Origin of the sequence: Streptomyces sp. NPDC029216, from assembly GCF_040648015.1 — a bacterium.
Classification (GTDB): domain Bacteria; phylum Actinomycetota; class Actinomycetes; order Streptomycetales; family Streptomycetaceae; genus Streptomyces.
This window is the reverse complement of sequence record NZ_JBEZWL010000067.1, coordinates 1-17,898: the sequence shown is the minus strand read 5'-3', so window position 1 is coordinate 17,898 and position 17,898 is coordinate 1. Positions and strand designations below refer to the sequence as shown.

Genomic DNA, 17,898 nt, shown 5'->3' with positions numbered 1-17,898 from the left:
ACCCGCCTTGGAGCTCAAGCCCTCCGCCCACACCGACACCTTTGCCCGCGACAACCTGCCGCCCGCCCACGCCTGGCCGCAGCTCCTCTTCGAGCTGCCCGAACTGGCCTATCCGGACCGGCTGAACTGCGGTGCCGAACTGCTCGACGCCACCATCGGCCGGTTCGGTCCCGACCGGCCCGCCTTCCGCGGCGGCTCGGGCGAGGTGTGGTCGTACGGGGAGCTGCGCGAGCGCGTCGACCGCCTCGCCCACGCCCTCACTGTCGACCTCGGCGTCGTCCCCGGCAACCGGGTGCTGCTGCGCGGCCCCACCGGTCCCTGGCTCGCCGCCTGCTGGCTGGCCGTGATGAAGGCGGGAGCGGTGGCCGTCACCGTCCTGGCCCAGCAGCGCGCCCAGGAACTGGCGACGGTGTGCTCCATGGCCCGGGTCCAGCACGCCCTGTGCCACGCCGGCGCCCTCGACGACCTGGCCAGGGCCGAGGTCCCCGGGCTGCGGATCACCCCCTACGGCGGCGGTACCCCGGACGACCTCCTGCGGCTGGCCGAAGCCCACCGCACGCCCTACCCCGCCGTCGAGACCTCCGCCGACGACGTGGCCCTCATCGCCTTCACCTCCGGGACCACGGGCCGCCCCAAGGGCTGTATGCACTTCCACCGCGACCTCCTCGCCGTCGCCGACACCTTCTCCCGCACCGTCCTCAGACCCCGCCCCGACGACGTGTTCGCCGGCAGTCCGCCCCTCGGGTTCACCTTCGGCCTGGGCGGACTGGTCGTCTTCCCGCTGCGCGCCGGGGCCTGCGCCCTGCTGCTGGAGGACGCCACACCCCGCCGTCTGCTGCCCGCCCTCTCCGAACACCGGGTCACCGTCCTGTTCACGGCCCCCACCGCCTACCGCTCGATGCTGGACACCCTGGGCCCCTACGACACCGGCGCCTACGACCTGTCCGCACTGCGCCGCTGCGTCTCCGCCGGCGAGAACCTGCCCGCCGCCACCTGGCAGGCCTGGCACGAGCGCACCGGGCTGCGGATCATCAACGGCATCGGCGCCACCGAACTGCTCCACATCTTCATCTCCGCCGCCGACGAGGACATCCGCCCCGGCACCACCGGCCGGGCCGTCCCCGGCTGGCAGGCACGTGTCGTGGACCCCTCCGGCCGGCCCGTGCCGGACAACGAACCCGGGCTGCTGGCCGTCCGCGGGCCGGTCGGCTGCCGCTACCTGGCCGACCCCCGCCAGGGCGAATACGTACGGGACGGCTGGAACCTCACCGGTGACACCTACGTCCGCGACCCCGACGGCTACTTCCGCTACGTCGCCCGCGCCGACGACATGATCATCTCCTCGGGCTACAACATCGCGGGCCCGGAGGTGGAGGAGGCACTGCTGCGCCATCCCGACGTGGCCGAGGTCGCGGTCGTGGGCCGCCCGGACGAACGGCGCGGGCAGATCGTGGTGGCCTACACCGTGCCGCGCGAGGGGGCCGTGCTGACGGAGGAGGGGCTGCGGACCTTCATGAAGGGGGAGCTGCCCCCCCCACAAGTGCCCGCGCTCCTTCGTCTTCCTGCCCGCCCTGCCCCGGACCCCCACCGGCAAACTTCAGCGGTTCCGGCTGCGCGATCTAGAGTGAACCCGTGGTCGAGCAGCACACTCCGCGATCCCTGATCGTCACCTTCTACGGAGCCTACGGGCGGTCCTTCGACGGCGCCGTCCCGGTGTCCGCGCTGGTCCGCCTGCTGGGCGCGGCCGGCGTCGACGCGCCCTCCGTCCGCTCCTCGGTGTCCCGGCTCAAGCGGCGCGGCTTCCTCGTGCCCGCGAAGGCCGCGGACGGATCGGCCGGGTACGAGCCCTCCGAGGAGGCCCGGCTGCTGCTGGAGGACGGGGACCGGCGGATCTACGGAGCCGTACCCGTCTCGCAGGAATGGCTGGTCGCCGTCTTCTCCGTACCGGAGCAGGAGCGGCACAAGCGGCACCTGCTGCGCTCGCGCCTGGCCCGGCTGGGCTTCGGGTCGGTGGCCCCCGGGGTGTGGATCGCGCCGGGCCAGCTGGCCGAGGAGACCGGGCACACCCTGGAGCGGCTGCACCTGACCGCCTACGTGGAGCTCTTCCGCGGCGCCCACCTCGGCTTCGCCCCGACGGCCGAGGCGGTGGCCCGCTGGTGGGACCTGACCGCACTGGCCAAGCAGCACGAGGAGTTCCTCGACCTGCACGAACCGACCCTGCGCGCCCTCCAGTCGGGCCCCGAACCCACCCCCGAGGCCGCCTACCGGGCCTACCTGCCGGCCCTGGACACCTGGCGGCGGCTGCCCTACGCCGACCCGGGGCTGCCGCGGGAGCTGCTCCCGGCGGACTGGCCCGGGGACCGGGCCGCGGCGGTCTTCGCCGAGCTGCACGCCCGGCTGCGCGACGCGGGCGCCCGCTTCGTCCAGCCGTAGCGCCGCCGGGCCCGCGATACGGGCGGTGGCCGGGGCGTACTCCGCCGGGATGATGTGCGTGCCCATGGTGTGCGTGCTCATGGTGTGCGTGCTCATGGTGTGCGTGCTCATGGTGTGCGTGCTCATGGTTCCTCCTCGTCCGATGGCCCGCCGCGACCGGCGGAGCCCTCCTCCTGCTCGCAATCCCAAGATCCCAGCGGCGCGGGCCCCGCTCCTCCCCCACGCGAGGGGACCCTCTCCCCCGCCCGGGGGAGCGCGCGCCCACCGCCCCGCGCGCCCCCGGAAAAACCCGGTGCGGCCGCCTCTCCGGGCCCGCCACGATGGGGCATGACATGGACCTTCAGCACTGATCTGGCGGCCTATCTGACCGCCGCGCGCCCGACCGTGGCCGCGCATCCCGTCGTCAACACCACCCTCCTGACCGTCATCGACGCCCTGGAGCGGCGCGGCCCGCACGCCTACGGGGACACCGGGCCCCTCTTCGGCTGGTGGACCGGCCCCGACGGCACCGTCGACGGAGCCCTCCTGCACACACCGCCGTTCCCGCTGCTGCTCGGCGTCCTGCCCGCCGAGGCGGTCCGGGCCCTGGGCGGCGCGCTCCGCGCCGAGCCGCTCCTCACCCGGGTCGAGGGCCTCAACGCCCGCGCCGCCGACGCGGCGGCCGTCGCGGCGGCCTGGGGCACACCGACCCGGGTCGCCCAGGAGCTCCGCCTGTACCGGCTGGGCACCCTAGCCGCCCCCGACCCCGCCCCCCGGGGCCGGGCCCGCCGCGCCACCGAGGCGGACCTGCCGCTGCTCGCGCGGTGGACGGCGGAGTTCAACCGGGAGTGCGACCTCCCCGCCACCCCGTCCGAGGCCTCCCTGCGCGACCGGGTCTCGTACGGCGGGTTCCTCGTCTGGGAACACGACGCCAGACCCGTCTCGCTGGCCGGCTTCTCCCGCCCGGTCTGCGCCGCCTCCCGCATCGGCCCCGTCTACACCCCGCCCGCCGAGCGGGGCCGCGGCTACGCCGCCGGGGTGACGCACGCAACCGTCGAGGCGGCGCACGCGGCAGGCGCGACCGAGGTGCTCCTCTTCACCGACCTGGCCAACCCCACCAGCAACGGCGTCTACCGGCGCCTGGGCTTCACCCCGGTCGAGGACCGCCTCGAACTGGTCCGCGCCTGAGGCCCGGGCCGCGCGGCGGGACCCGCGGAGCGGGCGTCGAGGAGCCGCCTCACCCCTTCCCGGTGGGCGGCTTGCGGCTGCCCGCCCGGTACGGCGCGGGCCAGGGCGCGCCCGGTCCCGCGTAGCCCTGGTCGGCGGCGGCGTGCAGGGTCCAGTGCGGGTCGTACAGGTGCGGCCGGCCGAGGGCGCACAGGTCGGCGCGGCCGGCCAGCAGCAGGGAGTTGACGTCGTCCCAGGAGGAGATCGCGCCGACGGCGATCACGGGGATGCCCAGCGCGTTGCGGATCCGGTCGGCGTAGGGGGTCTGGTACGAGCGCCCGTACTCCGGGGCCTCGTCCGCGACCACCTGCCCGGTGGACACGTCCACGGCGTCGGCGCCGTGCGCCGCGAAGGCGGCCGCGATCCGCTCGGCCTCCTGCGGCGTGGTGCCGCCGGGGGCCCAGTCGGTCGCCGAGAGCCGGACCGTCATGGGGCGGTCCGCGGGCCAGACCTCGCGGACGGCGTCGAAGACCTCCAGGGGGAAGCGCAGCCGGTTCTCCAGGGTGCCGCCGTAGGCGTCTTCGCGGTGGTTGGTGAGCGGGGAGAGGAAGCCGGAGAGCAGGTAGCCGTGCGCGCAGTGCAGTTCCAGCAGGTCGAACCCGCAGTCGGCGCCCCGTACGGCGGCCGCCGCGAAATCGGAGCGGATCGCGGCGAGGTCGGCGGCGTCCAGGGCGCGCGGGACGGCGGAGACGCCGGGTTTGTAGGGCAGGGCGGAGGCGGCGACGAGGGGCCAGTTGCCCTCCGGGAGCGGCTCGTCCATGCCCTCCCACATGAGCCGCGTCGAGCCCTTGCGGCCGGAGTGGCCGAGCTGGAGGCCGAGGGCGGTGCCGGGCGCGGAGGCGTGGACGAAGTCGGCGATCCGCTTCCAGGCGGCCGCCTGCCCGGCCGTCCACAGGCCGGCGCAGCCGGGGGTGATCCGGCCTTCGGCGCTGACGCACACCATCTCGGTCATGACCAGCCCGGCCCCGCCCAGGGCCCGCCCGCCCAGGTGCACGAGGTGGAAGTCGCCCGGGACCCCGTCCACCGCGGAGTACATGTCCATCGGCGAGACGACGACCCGGTTGCGCAGGGTCAGCCCGCGCAGGGTGAGCGGGGTGAACATGGGCGGGGTCACCGGCCCGTCGGGCCCCTCCTGCGGGCAGCCGAAGTCGGCCTCCACCGCGCGGGTGAAGCGGGGGTCGCGCAGCCGCAGGTTCTCGTGGGTGACGCGGCGGCTGCGGGTGAGGAGGTTGAAGGCGAACTGCCGGGCGGGCTGGCCGACGTAGCCGCCGAGCTCCTCGAACCAGCGCATGCTGGCGGCGGCGGCCCGCTGGGTGCTGGCCACGGCGGGTCTGCGGTCGGCCTCGTACGCGGCGAGGGCGTCGGGGACCTCGGGGTGTGCGGCCACGGCCTCGGCGAGGGCGAGGGCGTCCTCGACGGCGAGTTTGGTTCCGGAGCCGATGGAGAAGTGGGCCGTGTGGGCGGCGTCGCCGAGCAGGACCACGTTGCCGTGCGACCAGCGTTCGTTGACGACGGTGTGGAACCGGGTCCAGGCGGAGCGGTTGCCGCGCAGCGGCCTGCCCCGCAGTGCCTCTTCGAAGGTCTTGGCGCAGCGGGCGGCGGACTCGGCCTCGTCGCACAGGTCGAGGCCGGCCGCCCGCCAGACCTCCTCCCGCATCTCGACGATGGCGGTGGAGGAGTCGGCGGAGTACGGGTAGGCGTGCAGCTGCATGATGCCGTGCTCGGTCTCCGCGATCTCGAAGCGGAAGGCGTCGAAGGCGAAGTCGGCGGCGAGCCAGACGTAACGGCAGCGGCCGGGGGTGACGGTGGGCCGGAAGTGCGCGGCGCCGCTCTCGCGGGTGGCGCTGTGCACCCCGTCGGCCGCGACGACCAGGTCGTAGGAGGGGGCGAGGGTCCAGGCGTCGGGCGCCTCGGCGCGGAAGCGGAGCCGGACGCCGAGGGCCTCGCAGCGGGCGTGCAGGATCTCCAGGAGCCGGCGCCGGCCGAGGGCGGCGAAGCCGTGGCCGCCGGAGGTCAGCAGCCGGCCCCGGTGGACGATGTCCACGTCGTCCCAGCGGACGAACTCGGCGGCGAGGGCGGCGTGGACGGCCGTGTCGGCACGTTCGATGCCGCCCAGGGTCTCGTCGGAGAGGACGACACCGAAGCCGAAGGTGTCGTCGGGGGCGTTCCGCTCCCACAGGTCGACGGCGTGCCCCTGCCGGGCGAGCAGTGCGGCGGCGTAGAGCCCGCCCGGTCCCCCGCCGACAACGGCCACCCGTTGCAGGGACGCGGCCGCCGCGGGGGAACCGGACGCGGAGGGGGACCCGGACACGGACACGGCGCTACCTGCCCTTCCACTGCGGCGGCCGCTTCCCGGTGAAGGCGGCGTGGAACTCGGCGTAGTCCTGGCCGTGCATCAGCAGGGCCTGGGTGCTGGCGTCCAGCTCCACCGAGGCGGCCAGCGGCATGTCCAGTTCGGCGGTGAGCAGGGCCTTGGTCTGGGCGTGGGCCAGGGCGGGTCCGGCGGCGAGCCGGGCGGCCAGTTCGGCGGCCCTGGCGTCGGCCTTGCCCTCGTCGACGAGCTCGCTGAGCAGCCCGATCCGCTCCGCCTCGGGGGCCCGTACGGGCTCTCCGAGCATCAGGATCCGGGTGGCGTGGCCGAGGCCGACGACCCGGGGCAGCAGGTAGGCGGCGCCCATGTCGCCGCCGGAGAGTCCGACGCGGGTGAAGAGGAACGCGAAGCGGGCGGTGGGGTCGGCGATGCGGAAGTCGGCGGCGAGGGCGAGTACGGCTCCGGCGCCCGCGGCCACCCCGTGCACGGCGGCGATCACGGGGAACGGGCATTCGCGGACGGCGCGGACCACCTGGCCGGTCATCCGGTTGAAGTCGAGGAGGTCGGAGGTGTCCATGGCGAGGGTGGCGCCGATGATCTCGTCCACGTCCCCGCCGGAGCAGAAGCCGCGGCCCTCGCCGGCGAGCACGAGGGCGCGGACGGAACGGGTCCGGGAGAGTTCGGCGAGCAGATCGCGCAGGTCGGCGTAGGCGCCGAAGGTGAGCGCGTTCAGCTTCTCGGGGCGGTCGAGGGTGACGGTGGCGATGCCGTCCTGCCGGGTCACCCGCAGGTGGCGCCACCGTTCGGTCGCTGGTGTGGAACCGGTGAAGGGGCTCACGCGTACGACGCTATCACCGACTTGTGACTGCCGTCACGGAAACGCGACACACGGGGAACGGGTCGCCGACCGCGCCCGGCCGGCCGACGACCCCCGCGCCCTGCCCGTATGACTATGCGGCCGGCTTCGCCATCGTCGCGACGAGCACGGCCTTGATGGTGTGCAGCCGGTTCTCCGCCTCGTCGAAGACGACGGAGTGCGCCGACTCGAACACCTCGTCCGAAACCTCCAGCCACTCCAGCCCGTGCCGCTCGTGGACCTCCTGGGCCACCTTGGTGCCGAGGTCGTGGTAGGCGGGCAGGCAGTGCAGGAACCGCACGTCCGGGTTCCCGGTCGCGCGCAGCACGTCCGTGGTGACGGCGTACGGGGCCAGGGCCGCGATCCGCTCGTCCCAGACCTCCTTGGGCTCGCCCATCGAGACCCAGACGTCCGTGGCCACGAAGTCGGCCTGCGTCACACCCTCCGCGACCTCCTCGGTCAGGGTGATGCGCGCCCCGCTGGACGCGGCCAGCTCGCGGGCCCGCGCCACGACGGCCTCGGCCGGCCAGTACTCCTTCGGCGCGACTATCCGTACGTCCATGCCCAGCAGCGCACCGGTCACCAGGTACGAGTTGCCCATGTTGAAGCGGGCGTCGCCCAGGTAGGCGAAGGCGATCCGCTCCAGCGGCTTGGCGCAGTGCTCGGTCATGGTGAGCACGTCGGCGAGCATCTGGGTGGGGTGCCAGTCGTCGGTGAGGCCGTTGAAGACGGGCACGCCGGAGTACGCGGCGAGCTCCTCGACCGCCTGCTGGCTGTCGCCCCGGTACTCGATGCCGTCGAACATCCGGCCGAGCACCCGTGCCGTGTCCCGGACGGTCTCCTTGTGCCCGATCTGGGAGCCGGAAGGGTCGAGGTAGGTGGTGTGGGCGCCCTGGTCGGCGGCGGCGACCTCGAAGGCGCAGCGGGTGCGCGTGGAGGTCTTCTCGAAGATCAGCGCGATGCTCCTGCCCTGGAGGCGGCGCTCCTCGGTGCCGGCCTTCTTGGCCGCCTTGAGTTCGGCGGCGAGCTCGACCAGGCCGCGGAACTCGGCGGCGGTGAAGTCGAGCTCCTTGAGGAAACTGCGGCCGAAGAGGTCGGTGGCCATCGGGACTCCAGGGGGGCGCTGACAGGGGATTCTGGAAGTCTATACGATCCACTGTATTCATATTCAGTCTGGTGGATCACATCCGCCCGATCGCGCGCGCCGCGCCCGCCCCGGTGGTCACCGGCCCGCACCCCTCAGCCTGCGCTCACACGGCGTCCCGTTCCACCGGGCAGCTCATGCAGCGCGGGCCGCCCCGGCCCCGCCCCAGCTCGCTGCCCGGGATCTCGATCACCTCGATGCCCTCCTTGCGCAGGTGGGTGTTGGTGGTCACGTTCCGCTCGTAGGCGACGACCACCCCGGGCTCCACGGCCAGCACGTTGCACCCGTCGTCCCACTGCTCGCGCTCGGCCGAGTGCACGTCCTGCCCCGCGGTCAGCACCCGCACCTTGTCCAGACCGAGCGCGGACGCGATGGCCCGGTGCATGTGCTCCGGCGGGTGGTCGCTCACCTGGAGCTCGCTGGCCCCCCGCCCCGGCCGGATCGTGTACGAGCGCAGCATGCCGAGCCCGGCGTACTGGGTGAACGTTTCCTCGTCGACCATCGTCATCACCGTGTCCAGGTGCATGAAGGCCCGCCGCTTGGGCATGTCGAGCGCCACGATGACCGACGCCGACCCGGCCGCGAACAGGCCCCGGGCCAGCATCTCCACCGCCTGCGGGGTGGTCCGCTCGCTCATCCCGATCAGGACGGCCCCCTTGCCGATGACCAGGACGTCCCCGCCCTCGATGGTCGAGGGGTAGTCCGGCTGGCCCTGCGACCAGTAGTGGAAGGGGCCCGAGCCGGTGAAGAGGGGGTGGTGCCGGTAGATCGCCTCGAAGTGCACGGTCTCGCGCTGCCGGGCCGGCCAGCGCATGGCGTTGATGGACACCCCGTCGTAGATCCAGGCGGAGGTGTCGCGGGTGAAGAGGTGGTTGGGCAGCGGCCCCAGCAGGAAGCCGTCCAGGTCCAGCGCGTGGAAGCGCACCGACACCGGCTCCGCGTGCCGCTCCAGGAACTCCCGCTTCGTCATGCCGCCGACCAGCGCCTCCGCCAGCTCGGCCGAGGGCAGTGCGTCGAAGACCGAACGCAGGTGGTCGGTGGCGAGGGGCCCGTACTCCTTCTCGTCGAAGACCCGGTCCAGTACGAGGTGGCGCGCCTCGGTGATGTCGAGGGCCTCACGGAGCAGGTCCCCGAAGAGGTGGACGGCCACGCCCCGGTCGCGGAGCACGTCGGCGAAGCCGTCGTGCTCCTGGCGGGCCCGGCGCACCCACAGCACGTCGTCGAAGAGCAGGGCGTCCTTGTTGCTTGGTGTGAGCCGCTTCAGCTCCAGGTCGGGGCGGTGGAGGATGACGCGGCGGAGCCGCCCGGTCTCGGAGTCGACATGGAATCCCATGCCGTACACGTACCCAGACCGAACGGCTTTCTGACCCGGCGTCGGATGTGCGGCTCAGCGCAGGCCGAGAAGCGCCGACGGGGCGCCGATGAGCTCCGGGGCGACCAGGCCCAGCTTGGGGGTGGTCACGTTCGGGATGCCGTAGTTGTCGGCGTCGGGCATGGTCAGCGGGGCACCGAGGACCGCGCCGGGGGTCCGGGTGAGCAGGGTGCCCGCCGGGGACTCCACGGAGCCCTCGCCGTCCGTCTCCGGGGAGCCCAGCAGGTTGGGCACCGGGGAGGCGACCTTGGTCAGGCCCAGGTCGGTGGCGACCGGGACGGCCGGGAGCAACGGGGTCGGAAGCAGGTCGCCCTTGTGGAGCACCGGCGCCTCCGGGGCGCCTACGACGGGGATCGGGACGGCCGTGGCCACCCGGGGCGTGGGCACGCCCAGCGTGGTCTCCACGGCCTCCAGCGGCACTCCCACCGGAACCGGGGCTGCCACGGCCGGGGTGGCCGCGGCGGCCGCGGCCATACAGGTCATGAGCGCCGCAAGGCTTCCGCGCGCGGTCATCTTCATAGGTGACGTTCCGTCCTTCCTGGTTTGCGGACACTCCGCTGCCCTGGTTGAACGATCCCGCTGCCGGTTTCCCCGGCCTTCTCCGTGAAAGTTCCCCCATACGACCTAATTCGAGGCCGTACGGGGGCCGCCGCTTTACGCGGTGCTCTCACGTCACAGCCGGGGGTCCACCGGCTCCGACTCCAGGGCGAGGACGGCGAAGACCGCCTCGTGGACCCGCCACAGCGGCTCCGCCGCCGCCAGCCGGTCCAGCGCCTCCAGCCCGAGCGCGTACTCGCGCAGGGCGAGCGAGCGCTTGTGCCCGAGGAACCTCTGGCGCAGCCGTTCCAGCTGGTCGGGGCGGGTGTACTCCGGGCCGTAGATGATCCGCAGGTACTCGCGCCCGCGCACCTTCAGCCCCGGCTGGACCAGCCGTCCCTTGCCGTCCCGGGCGTAGGCCTGGAGCGGTTTGACGACCATGCCCTCGCCGCCGGCGGCGGTCAGCTCCAGCCACCAGTCGGTGCCCGCGCGGACGGACGTCGCGTCGGCGGTGTCCACGTACACCCGGCGGGTGCGGCGCAGCAGCGGGGCGGCGGACCGCTCGTCGGCGTCGGCGAGGCGGTCCAGCCAGGCCAGCTGCTCGTCGTGCGGTACGGCCGCCAGGGACCGGCCGGCCGCGGCGAGCAGCTGGAACGGCGCGAACCGTACGCCGTCCAGCCCGTCGGTGGTCCAGCAGTAGCGGCGGTAGGCCTCGGTGAAGGCGGCGGCGTCGGCGGCCCGGCCGCGCTGGCGCTCCAGCAGCCCGCCCGTGTCCACACCCCGGGCCTCGGCGGCCGCCAGGGCGGCGACGGCGTCCGGGAGGACGGTGCGGGAGGCCGCGCCCACGGCGGCGTACTGGTTGCGCAGCAGGCCGGTGGACTTCAGCGACCAGGGCAGCAGTTCGCCGTCCAGCAGCAGCCAGTCCGTGCCGAGCTCCTCCCACAGGCCGGCGCCGTCCACGGCGGCGCGCAGCCGGGCGAGGAACTCCTCGGTGAGCTCGGGCTCCTGGAAGAAGGGGCGTCCGGTGCGGGTGTAGAGGGAGCCGGTGGGGCCGCCCTCGACGCCGAAGCGCTCGCGGGCGGCGTCGGCGTCCCGGCAGAGCAGGACGGTGGCGCGGGAGCCCATGTGCTTCTCCTCGCACACGACCCGCGCGATGCCGTCGGCCCGGTACTGGGCGAAGGCCTCGGCGGGGTGCTCCAGCCAGCCCTCCTCCTGGGAGGTGGCGGTCGGTGCCATGGTCGGCGGCAGGTACGGCACCAGCCGGGGGTCGACCGCGAACCGGCTCATGACCTCCAGGGCGGCGGCCGCGTTCTCCTCGCGGACGCCGACGTTGCCCAGGTGGCGGGTCTCCACGACGCGCCGCCCGTGCACGTCGGCCAGGTCGAGCGGGCGGCCGTCGAGGCCTCCGGGCGCCTCGGCGGCCAGCGGCTTGACCGGCTCGTACCAGACCTTCTCGGCCGGTACGTCGACCAGTTCGCGTTCGGGCCAGCGCAGGGCGGTCATCCGGCCGCCGAAGACGGCGCCGGTGTCGAGGCAGATGGTGTTGTTGATCCAGCTGGTGTCCGGGACGGGGGTGTGGCCGTAGACCACGGCCGCCTTGCCCCGGTAGTCCTCGGCCCACGGGTAGCGCACGGGCAGGCCGAACTCGTCGGTCTCGCCGGTGGTCTCCCCGTAGAGGGCGTGCGAGCGGACGCGGCCGGAGGTGCGGCCGTGGTACTTCTCGGGCAGCCCGGCGTGGCAGACCACCAGCCTGCCGCCGTCGAGGACGTAGTGGCTGACCAGGCCGGCGATGAACTCCCGTACCTCCTTGACGAACTCCTCGCTCTCGCGGGAGAGCTGCTCGACGGTCTCGGCGAGGCCGTGGGTCTGCTGGACCTTGGACCCCTTGAGGTAACGGCCGAGCTTGTTCTCGTGGTTCCCGGGCACGCACAGGGCGTTGCCGGACTTGACCATGCCCATCACCCGGCGCAGCACGCCGGGGCTGTCGGGGCCGCGGTCGACGAGGTCGCCGACGAAGACGGCGGTGCGCCCGGCGGGGTGGACCCCGTCCTCGTAGCCGAGCTCGGCGAGCAGGGTCTCCAGCTCGGAGGAGCAGCCGTGGATGTCGCCGATGATGTCGAAGGGGCCGGTGAGGTGGGTGAGGTCGTTGAAGCGCTTCTCCCGCACCACCTCGGCGGACTCCGTCTCCTCGACGGTGCGCAGGACGTGCACCTTGCGGAAGCCCTCGCGCTCCAGTCCGCGCAGCGAGCGGCGCAGTTCGGAGCGGTGGCGCTGGATGACGCGGCGCGGCAGGCCGGCCCGGTCGGGGCGGGCCGCGTTGCGTTCGGCGCAGACCGACTCGGGCATGTCGAGGACGATGGCGATGGGCAGGACGTCGTGCTCGCGGGCCAGGCGGACGAGCTCGCGGCGGGACTCCTTCTGGACGCTGGTGGCGTCCACGACGGTGAGGCGGCCGGCGGCCAGCCGCTTGCCGGCGATGTAGTGCAGGACCTCGAAGGCGTCCTTGCTGGCGCTCTGGTCGTTCTCGTCGTCGGCGACCAGGCCCCGGCAGTAGTCCGAGGACAGGATCTCGGTGGGCTTGAAGTGCTTGCGCGCGAAGGTGGACTTGCCGGATCCGGTGGCCCCGATGAGGACGACGAGGGACAGGTCGGTGACGGGGAGCACGCGGTGGGTGGTGGGGGTCGTCATGCCGCCTCGCCCTCCTTCGGGGTGTCCGCGGTTTCGGTGGTGGCCGCGCTTTCGGTGGTGTCTGCGGCCCGGGTGAAGACGGCCATCTGGGTCGGCGGGCCGACCTCGGGGTCCTCGTCGCCCACGGGCCGGTACGCGACGGCGTAGCCGTGCCGGGCGGCGACCCGGCCGGCCCAGGCGCGGAACTCCTCGCGGGTCCACTCGAAGCGGTGGTCGCGGTGGCGGACCCGCCCGGCGGGCAGGGACTCCCAGCGGACGTTGTACTCGACGTTCGGGGTGGTCACGAGGACGGTGCGCGGGCGGGCCGAGCCGAAGACGGCGTACTCCAGCGCGGGCAGCCGGGGCAGGTCCACGTGCTCGATGACCTCGCTGAGCACGGCCGCGTCGTAGCCGGCCAGCCGCTTGTCGGTGTAGGCCAGGGAGCCCTGGAACAGCCGGACGCGGGAGCTCTGCCGCTCCCCCAGCCGCTCCAGCCGCAGCCGGCGGCCGGCGACGGTCAGGGCCCGCACCGACACGTCGACGCCGGCGATCTCGGTGAACGCGGGGTCCTTCAGGAGCGCCTGGACCAGGTGCCCCTCCCCGCAGCCCAGGTCGAGGACCCGGGCCGCGCCGGCCTCGCGCAGCGCGGCGAGGAGCGCCTCGCGGCGGCGTGCGGCGAGGGGAACGGACCGCTCCCCGGTGTCGCGGGGTTCGTCCACGGCGTTGTCGAGCTCCTCGGCCTCGCTGCCGTCGGACTCGGCGAGCCGGGCCAGCTCCAGGCGTTCCATGGCGCTCTGCGTGAGCCGCTTGTGGCGGGCCAGGTAGCGGGCGGTGATGAGCGCGTGCTCGGGGTGCGCCGCCAGCCAGCCGTCTCCGGCGCGCAGCAGCTTGTCCACCTCGTCGGGGGCGATCCAGTAGTGCTTGGAGTCGTCGAGCACGGGCAGCAGCACGTACAGCTGGCGCAGGGCGTCCTCCAGCCTGAGCTCGCCCTCCAGCACCAGCCGCAGGTAGCGGCTGTCGCCCCAGTCGGGGAACCGCTCGTCCAGGGCGATCGGCTCGGTCTCCACGGAGTCCCAGCCCAGCGGGCCGAACAGCCGGCGCACGAGGCCGGCGCCGCCCCGGGCGGGCAGCACCGGGATCTCGACGCGCAGCGGGCGCGCCTGCCCGGGCAGTTCGGGCCGGGCGGTGCACTGGCCCTTGAGGGCGGTGCGGAAGACCCCGCTCAGCGCGACGGCGAGGAGCGAGGAGGCGGCGTACGGCCGGTCGTTGACGTACTGCGCGAGCGCGGCGTCGGGCGCTCCGCCCCGGCCCTTGCCCTGGCCGCGCCGGACGAGCGCGACGGGGTCCACCTCCAGGAGCAGCGCGGCCGTGCAGCGCTGGTCCGTCGCCTCGGGGTAGAACACGTGGGCGGTGCCGTGGGAGGTGCTGAAGGCCTGCGTCCTCCCGGGATGCTTGTGCAGCAGGAATCCCAGGTCAGTGGCAGGTTTCTCCGTGGTGCCGGTCGTGCTGATCGTCAGGAACATGCACTTCAGTATGTGCGGGGGCACTCCGGCCGCCCACTGATTTTCATACTGGCGGCGGGTGGTGGAGGGAGGCGCGGAGAGCGGCGATCCAGGGCGGTCCGACGCGGCAGCAGCCGCCCACGAGCCGGGCGCCGGCCGCCCGCCAGGCGGCGGTGGGCCAGGGGGCGGGGTGCACGGGGGCGTGCCAGGTGCGGGTGCCGGCGTCCCAGACGGACCCGTCGTTGGGGTACGCCAGCAGCGGCTTGGCCGTGACGGACGCGGCCGCCTCCAGCGCGGGCAGCACGTCCGCCGGATCACAGCAGTTGACGCCGACCGCGATCACCTCGGGGGCGTCGGCGGCGAGGGCGAAGGCCTCCGCCAGGGGCTGGCCGGCCCGGGTGCGGCCGCCCGCGACGGTGTAGCTCAGCCAGGCCCGCGCCCCCGTCCCGGCCAGGACCCGCAGCAGGGCCTCGGCCTCGTCGGTGTCGGGGACGGTCTCCAGGGCCAGTACGTCCGGCCCCGCCGCGAGCAGCGCCTCGACGCGGGGGCGGTGGAAGGCGGCCAGTTCCCCGCGGCCGAGCCCGTACCGGCCCCGGTACTCGGAGCCGTCGGCGAGGACGGCCCCGTACGGTCCCACCGAGGCGGCCACCCATACCCCGTGCCCGGCGGCGCGCGCCGCGCCGTCGGCCACCCGGACGCTGCGCTCCAGCAGACCGGGGTCGTCGCCGATCTGGTAGCTCGCGGTGATCAGCACCTCGGCGCCGGCCCGGACGTACGCCGTGTGGGCGGCCTCGACCTGGCCGGGGCTCTCGGCGAGCACCCGGCCCGTCCAGAGGGCGCCGGACAGGTCGCAGCCCTGGTCGGCGAGCTGGTTGCTCAGCCCGCCGTCCAGGAGTACGGCCCTGCGGGCGAGGGTTTCGGCGAGCGGGCCGGTCGCGCGGGGCATGGGAGTCGTTCTCCGTCCGGTCGTGCGGGTCGGTCGGCCGGGGCGGGTCAGCCGAGCTGGGACATGACCTGGCCGGCGATCAGCTCCAGGTGGTCCAGGTCGTCGAGGTCGAGGACCTGGAGGTAGACGCGGGAGCAGCCGATGGCCGCGTAGGTGCCGAGCTTCTCGACGACCTCGGCCGGGGAGCCCGCGAGGCCGTTGGCCTTGAGTTCGTCGACCTCACGGCCGATGGCTGCGGCCCGCCGGGCCACCTCGGCGTCGTCCTTGCCCACGCACACCACCAGGGCGTTCGAGTAGACGATCTCGTCGCCCTTGCGCCCGGTCTCGGCGGCCGCCTTCCGGACCCGGGCGAACTGCCGGCGGCTGTCCTCGACCGAGGCGAACGGCATGTTGAACTCGTCCGCGTAGCGGGCGGCCAGGCGCGGGGTGCGCCGCGCCCCGTGCCCGCCGACGAGGACGGGCACCTTGGCCTGGGCCGGCTTGGGCAGGGCCGGGGAGTCCTCCACCTGGTAGTAGGTGCCCCGGTAGTCGAACGTCGATCCCGCCTCGGTGGCCCAGAGGCCGGTGACGATGGCCAGCTGCTCCTCCAGCCGGGCCATCCGCTCCGCTGGGAAGGGGATCCCGTACGCCTTGTGCTCCTCCTCGAACCAGCCCGCGCCCAGGCCGAGTTCCACCCGGCCGCCGGACATCTGGTCGACCTGCGCCACCTGGATCGCGAGGACGCCGGGCAGCCGGAAGGTACCGGCCGTCATCAGCGTGCCCAGCCGGATCCGCCTGGTCTCGCGGGCCAGGCCGGCGAGGGTGATCCAGGCGTCGGTGGGGCCGGGCAGCCCGTCGACGTTCCCCATCCGCAGGTAGTGGTCCGAGCGGAAGAACGCGTCGAAGCCGAGCTCTTCGGTGGCCTTGGCGACGGTCAGGAGGGTGTCGTAGCTCGCGCCCTGCTGGGGCTCGGTGAAAATGCGAAGATCCATGGCTCCATCCTGCCCTTCCCCCTCCCCTGCCGGGTGAATCTGCGTCAACCCGGAGGGGCGGCCCCCGCCGCGTCAGTGACCAGCGCGGATGGGGATCGTTGGCTCGGACGGAGCCGGACCGCCCGGCCCGCGCGCCGGCGGCCTCCCGCCGGTACGACCACCGCCCCCTTCCGCACCGGAAGGGCCAGGGCCGAGGAGGCCGCCATGTCCCACGAGTCCGTGCCCGAGTACCCCGGACAGACCGGACAGGCAGCACACGACCACGCACGCCAGGAGGCCGCGGTGCCCGCCCAGGGCGGCGCGCCGAAGGGCCTGCTGCAGCAGATGGAGGAGCTGATGGCGGCGCTGAACGCCGACCTGTCCCAGCTCGACGCCGACCTCCAGCACTCCACGGACCGCACTCCCCCCGCCGCGCCGGTCACCCCGGGCAGCCGCGCGTACGAGAGCGAGCCCCGCTCCGACCGGCCCTTCTGACCCCGCGGGGGTCCCGTCCCGCGCGGCGCGGGGCCCCTCCGCCGGACGCGCCGGAGCCTCAGAGCACGCCCGAGGCCGACCCCCGTTCTTCTTCCCGGACGGCCATCCTGCGCAGCAGGGCCCGTACCCGGTCGCTGGACTCGTCCGCCGCGTCAATCGACTCTATGCACTGCCAGTACAGGCCCTCGTCGTCCGTCGCGCAGGCCACTCCGACGAGCGCTATCCCGACCTCGCCCAGCAGCGCCTGGAGCCCCAGCAGCGCCTGCCGCACATCGGCCACCCCCGTCAGCTGCGCGGCCCTCGGCGGCTGTTCGGGCCCCAGGCCCTCGCCGCCTTCCAGGGCCGCCCGGTCTATCGCCCCGCAGCCTCTGCCTCCCGCTTCCCCCAGTCCCCGTGCCTCCGCTCTCAGCTCCGGCGGCCCGGTGACCGCCAGCCAGCTCCCCACCCCCTGGGCGAGCGCCTGGGCCTGCCAGGCCTCGCCCACGATGTCCCAGGCAGCAGCGCTCCGTGCCAGCGCGTGCCGGCCGGCCGCGATGAGTCGTACCGCATCCATATGCCGTCCCCCGTCCGCACGACATCCCGCCAATCTCCACTACCCAGAGTGAAGGCAACGAGCCAGTAAAGCCAGGGGTATTCGGAAATCTGTGGACACAAACATGGTTGTGGAAGACGCCATCACTCCGAAGAGTGACGATCTGGTGTCGATGTCCCGGTCACCGGGAAACGGTGCTCGTTCCGGTCGATCTTCGCGGCGAGCGCATCCAGCACGTCCACCCCGAGAACCTCACAGAACTGCAGCAGATACGCCAGAACGTCGGCCACCTCATCGGTCACCCGGTGTGCGGTTTCCGGCTTTTCCATGATCGCCGCTGACTGTTCCGGTGTCAGCCACTGGAAGATCTCGACCAGTTCGGAGGCTTCCACGCTCAGGGCGACGGCCAGGTTCTTGGGCGTGTGGTACGGGGCCCAGTCCCGGGCGGCCGCGAACGCGGCCAGCCGTCGCTGGAGTCGGTACAGCCGTTCGCCGTGCGGTGGCTCCGGCCCGTCGTCCGTGGGTGCAGCACTCATGGGGACAGGTCTACCACTGAGACGCCGGGGACCCCGCGTGCGGTTCCCGCGGTGTCCTCGCCGACCGCCGCCACCAGCCGGATGTGGCCGCGCGCCCCGGACAGCTGGGCCAGGCGCAGCAGTTCGGCGCCCTGCCGCCGGTCCAGGCCCCGGTCGAGGCCGTCGGCGAGCACGGTCAGCGCCTGCCGGGCGGAGGGCAGCTCGGCGGCCGGGTCCACCTCCAGCACCCCGGGCCCGGTGAGCAGGACGAGGGCCAGCGCCAGGAAGCGGAGTTCGCCGTCGCCGAGCCGGGCGAACTCCGTGCCGGGCCGCCCGGGGCCCCGCTCCAGCAGTGCCTCCACCGGCCCGCCGGCCCCGCCGCCGCGGGCAGCGGCGCCGCACCCGCCCGCACCGAGATCGGAAGAGCGTCCG

14 protein-coding genes and 2 pseudogenes are annotated in these 17,898 nt (G+C 73.9%); 4 read left to right on the top strand and 12 right to left on the bottom strand.

All coding sequences use genetic code 11. From position 1 onward, the window contains the following. Window positions 1–7 precede the first annotated feature (7 nt). The 3 genes and pseudogenes from AB0F18_RS23125 to AB0F18_RS23115 all read left to right on the top strand — a co-directional run bounded on the left by AB0F18_RS23125 (window position 8) and on the right by AB0F18_RS23115 (window position 3,600). A pseudogene (locus AB0F18_RS23125) lies at window positions 8–1,628 on the top strand (AMP-binding protein). Between the two features lie 4 nt (window positions 1,629–1,632). After that, the gene (locus tag AB0F18_RS23120) at window positions 1,633–2,433 is read left to right on the top strand and encodes a PaaX family transcriptional regulator C-terminal domain-containing protein (RefSeq protein ID WP_362063589.1); all 801 of its coding nucleotides are present in this window, start codon (window positions 1,633–1,635) and stop codon (window positions 2,431–2,433) included. Between the two features lie 327 nt (window positions 2,434–2,760). After that, window positions 2,761–3,600: a GNAT family N-acetyltransferase gene (locus tag AB0F18_RS23115; protein WP_362063587.1), complete on the top strand. Its 840-nt coding sequence runs from the start codon at window positions 2,761–2,763 to the stop codon at window positions 3,598–3,600. A 49-nt stretch (window positions 3,601–3,649) separates the two neighbouring features. Here the strand turns inward: AB0F18_RS23115 and AB0F18_RS23110 are convergent, their stop codons facing one another. The 9 genes from AB0F18_RS23110 to AB0F18_RS23070 form a co-directional block, all read right to left on the bottom strand. After that, window positions 3,650–5,950 carry a bifunctional salicylyl-CoA 5-hydroxylase/oxidoreductase gene (locus tag AB0F18_RS23110; RefSeq protein ID WP_362063585.1) on the bottom strand — a complete coding sequence of 767 codons (2,301 nt, stop codon included), beginning with the start codon at window positions 5,948–5,950 and terminating at the stop codon, window positions 3,650–3,652. Between the two features lie 10 nt (window positions 5,951–5,960). Further along, complete coding sequence (locus AB0F18_RS23105; protein WP_045945486.1) at window positions 5,961–6,788, bottom strand: enoyl-CoA hydratase family protein; 828 nt, start codon at window positions 6,786–6,788, stop codon at window positions 5,961–5,963. A gap of 112 nt (window positions 6,789–6,900) precedes the next feature. Further along, window positions 6,901–7,911 carry an ornithine carbamoyltransferase gene (gene argF / locus AB0F18_RS23100; protein ID WP_362063583.1) on the bottom strand — a complete coding sequence of 337 codons (1,011 nt, stop codon included), beginning with the start codon at window positions 7,909–7,911 and terminating at the stop codon, window positions 6,901–6,903. A gap of 145 nt (window positions 7,912–8,056) precedes the next feature. Further along, window positions 8,057–9,283, bottom strand: coding sequence for an arginine deiminase (locus AB0F18_RS23095; RefSeq protein WP_362063581.1), 1,227 nt, complete (start codon window positions 9,281–9,283; stop codon window positions 8,057–8,059). Between the two features lie 54 nt (window positions 9,284–9,337). Continuing rightward, window positions 9,338–9,805, bottom strand: a complete 468-nt coding sequence (locus AB0F18_RS23090) for a hypothetical protein (protein WP_362063579.1) — start codon at window positions 9,803–9,805, stop codon at window positions 9,338–9,340. Window positions 9,806–9,994: 189 nt separating this feature from the next. Next, complete coding sequence (locus tag AB0F18_RS23085) at window positions 9,995–12,547, bottom strand: polynucleotide kinase-phosphatase (RefSeq protein ID WP_362063577.1); 2,553 nt, start codon at window positions 12,545–12,547, stop codon at window positions 9,995–9,997. After that, window positions 12,544–14,049, bottom strand: a complete 1,506-nt coding sequence (locus AB0F18_RS23080) for a 3' terminal RNA ribose 2'-O-methyltransferase Hen1 (protein ID WP_362063575.1) — start codon at window positions 14,047–14,049, stop codon at window positions 12,544–12,546. The genes AB0F18_RS23085 and AB0F18_RS23080 overlap by 4 nt, the downstream gene beginning before the upstream one ends. 43 nt (window positions 14,050–14,092) lie before the next feature. After that, a complete protein-coding gene (gene mmuM, locus AB0F18_RS23075) occupies window positions 14,093–14,974 on the bottom strand; it encodes a homocysteine S-methyltransferase (RefSeq protein ID WP_362063573.1) in 882 nt (293 codons plus the stop codon). A 47-nt stretch (window positions 14,975–15,021) separates the two neighbouring features. Beyond that, a complete protein-coding gene (locus tag AB0F18_RS23070; RefSeq protein ID WP_362063571.1) occupies window positions 15,022–15,945 on the bottom strand; it encodes an LLM class F420-dependent oxidoreductase in 924 nt (307 codons plus the stop codon). A gap of 282 nt (window positions 15,946–16,227) precedes the next feature. On the opposite strand from AB0F18_RS23070, the gene AB0F18_RS23065 reads away from it, so the two are divergent. Next, entirely contained in the window at window positions 16,228–16,419 is a 192-nt protein-coding gene (locus tag AB0F18_RS23065; protein ID WP_362063629.1) for a hypothetical protein, read from the top strand. A 58-nt stretch (window positions 16,420–16,477) separates the two neighbouring features. Here the strand turns inward: AB0F18_RS23065 and AB0F18_RS23060 are convergent, their stop codons facing one another. The 3 genes and pseudogenes from AB0F18_RS23060 to AB0F18_RS23050 all read right to left on the bottom strand — a co-directional run. Then, the gene (locus AB0F18_RS23060; RefSeq protein ID WP_362063569.1) at window positions 16,478–16,972 is read right to left on the bottom strand and encodes a DUF6099 family protein; all 495 of its coding nucleotides are present in this window, start codon (window positions 16,970–16,972) and stop codon (window positions 16,478–16,480) included. A gap of 122 nt (window positions 16,973–17,094) precedes the next feature. Beyond that, the gene (locus AB0F18_RS23055) at window positions 17,095–17,487 is read right to left on the bottom strand and encodes a nucleotide pyrophosphohydrolase (RefSeq protein WP_362063567.1); all 393 of its coding nucleotides are present in this window, start codon (window positions 17,485–17,487) and stop codon (window positions 17,095–17,097) included. Then, window positions 17,484–17,898 (bottom strand): annotated as a pseudogene (locus AB0F18_RS23050) (ATP-binding protein); the annotation flags it as partial. The gene AB0F18_RS23055 and the pseudogene AB0F18_RS23050, both read right to left, overlap by 4 nt.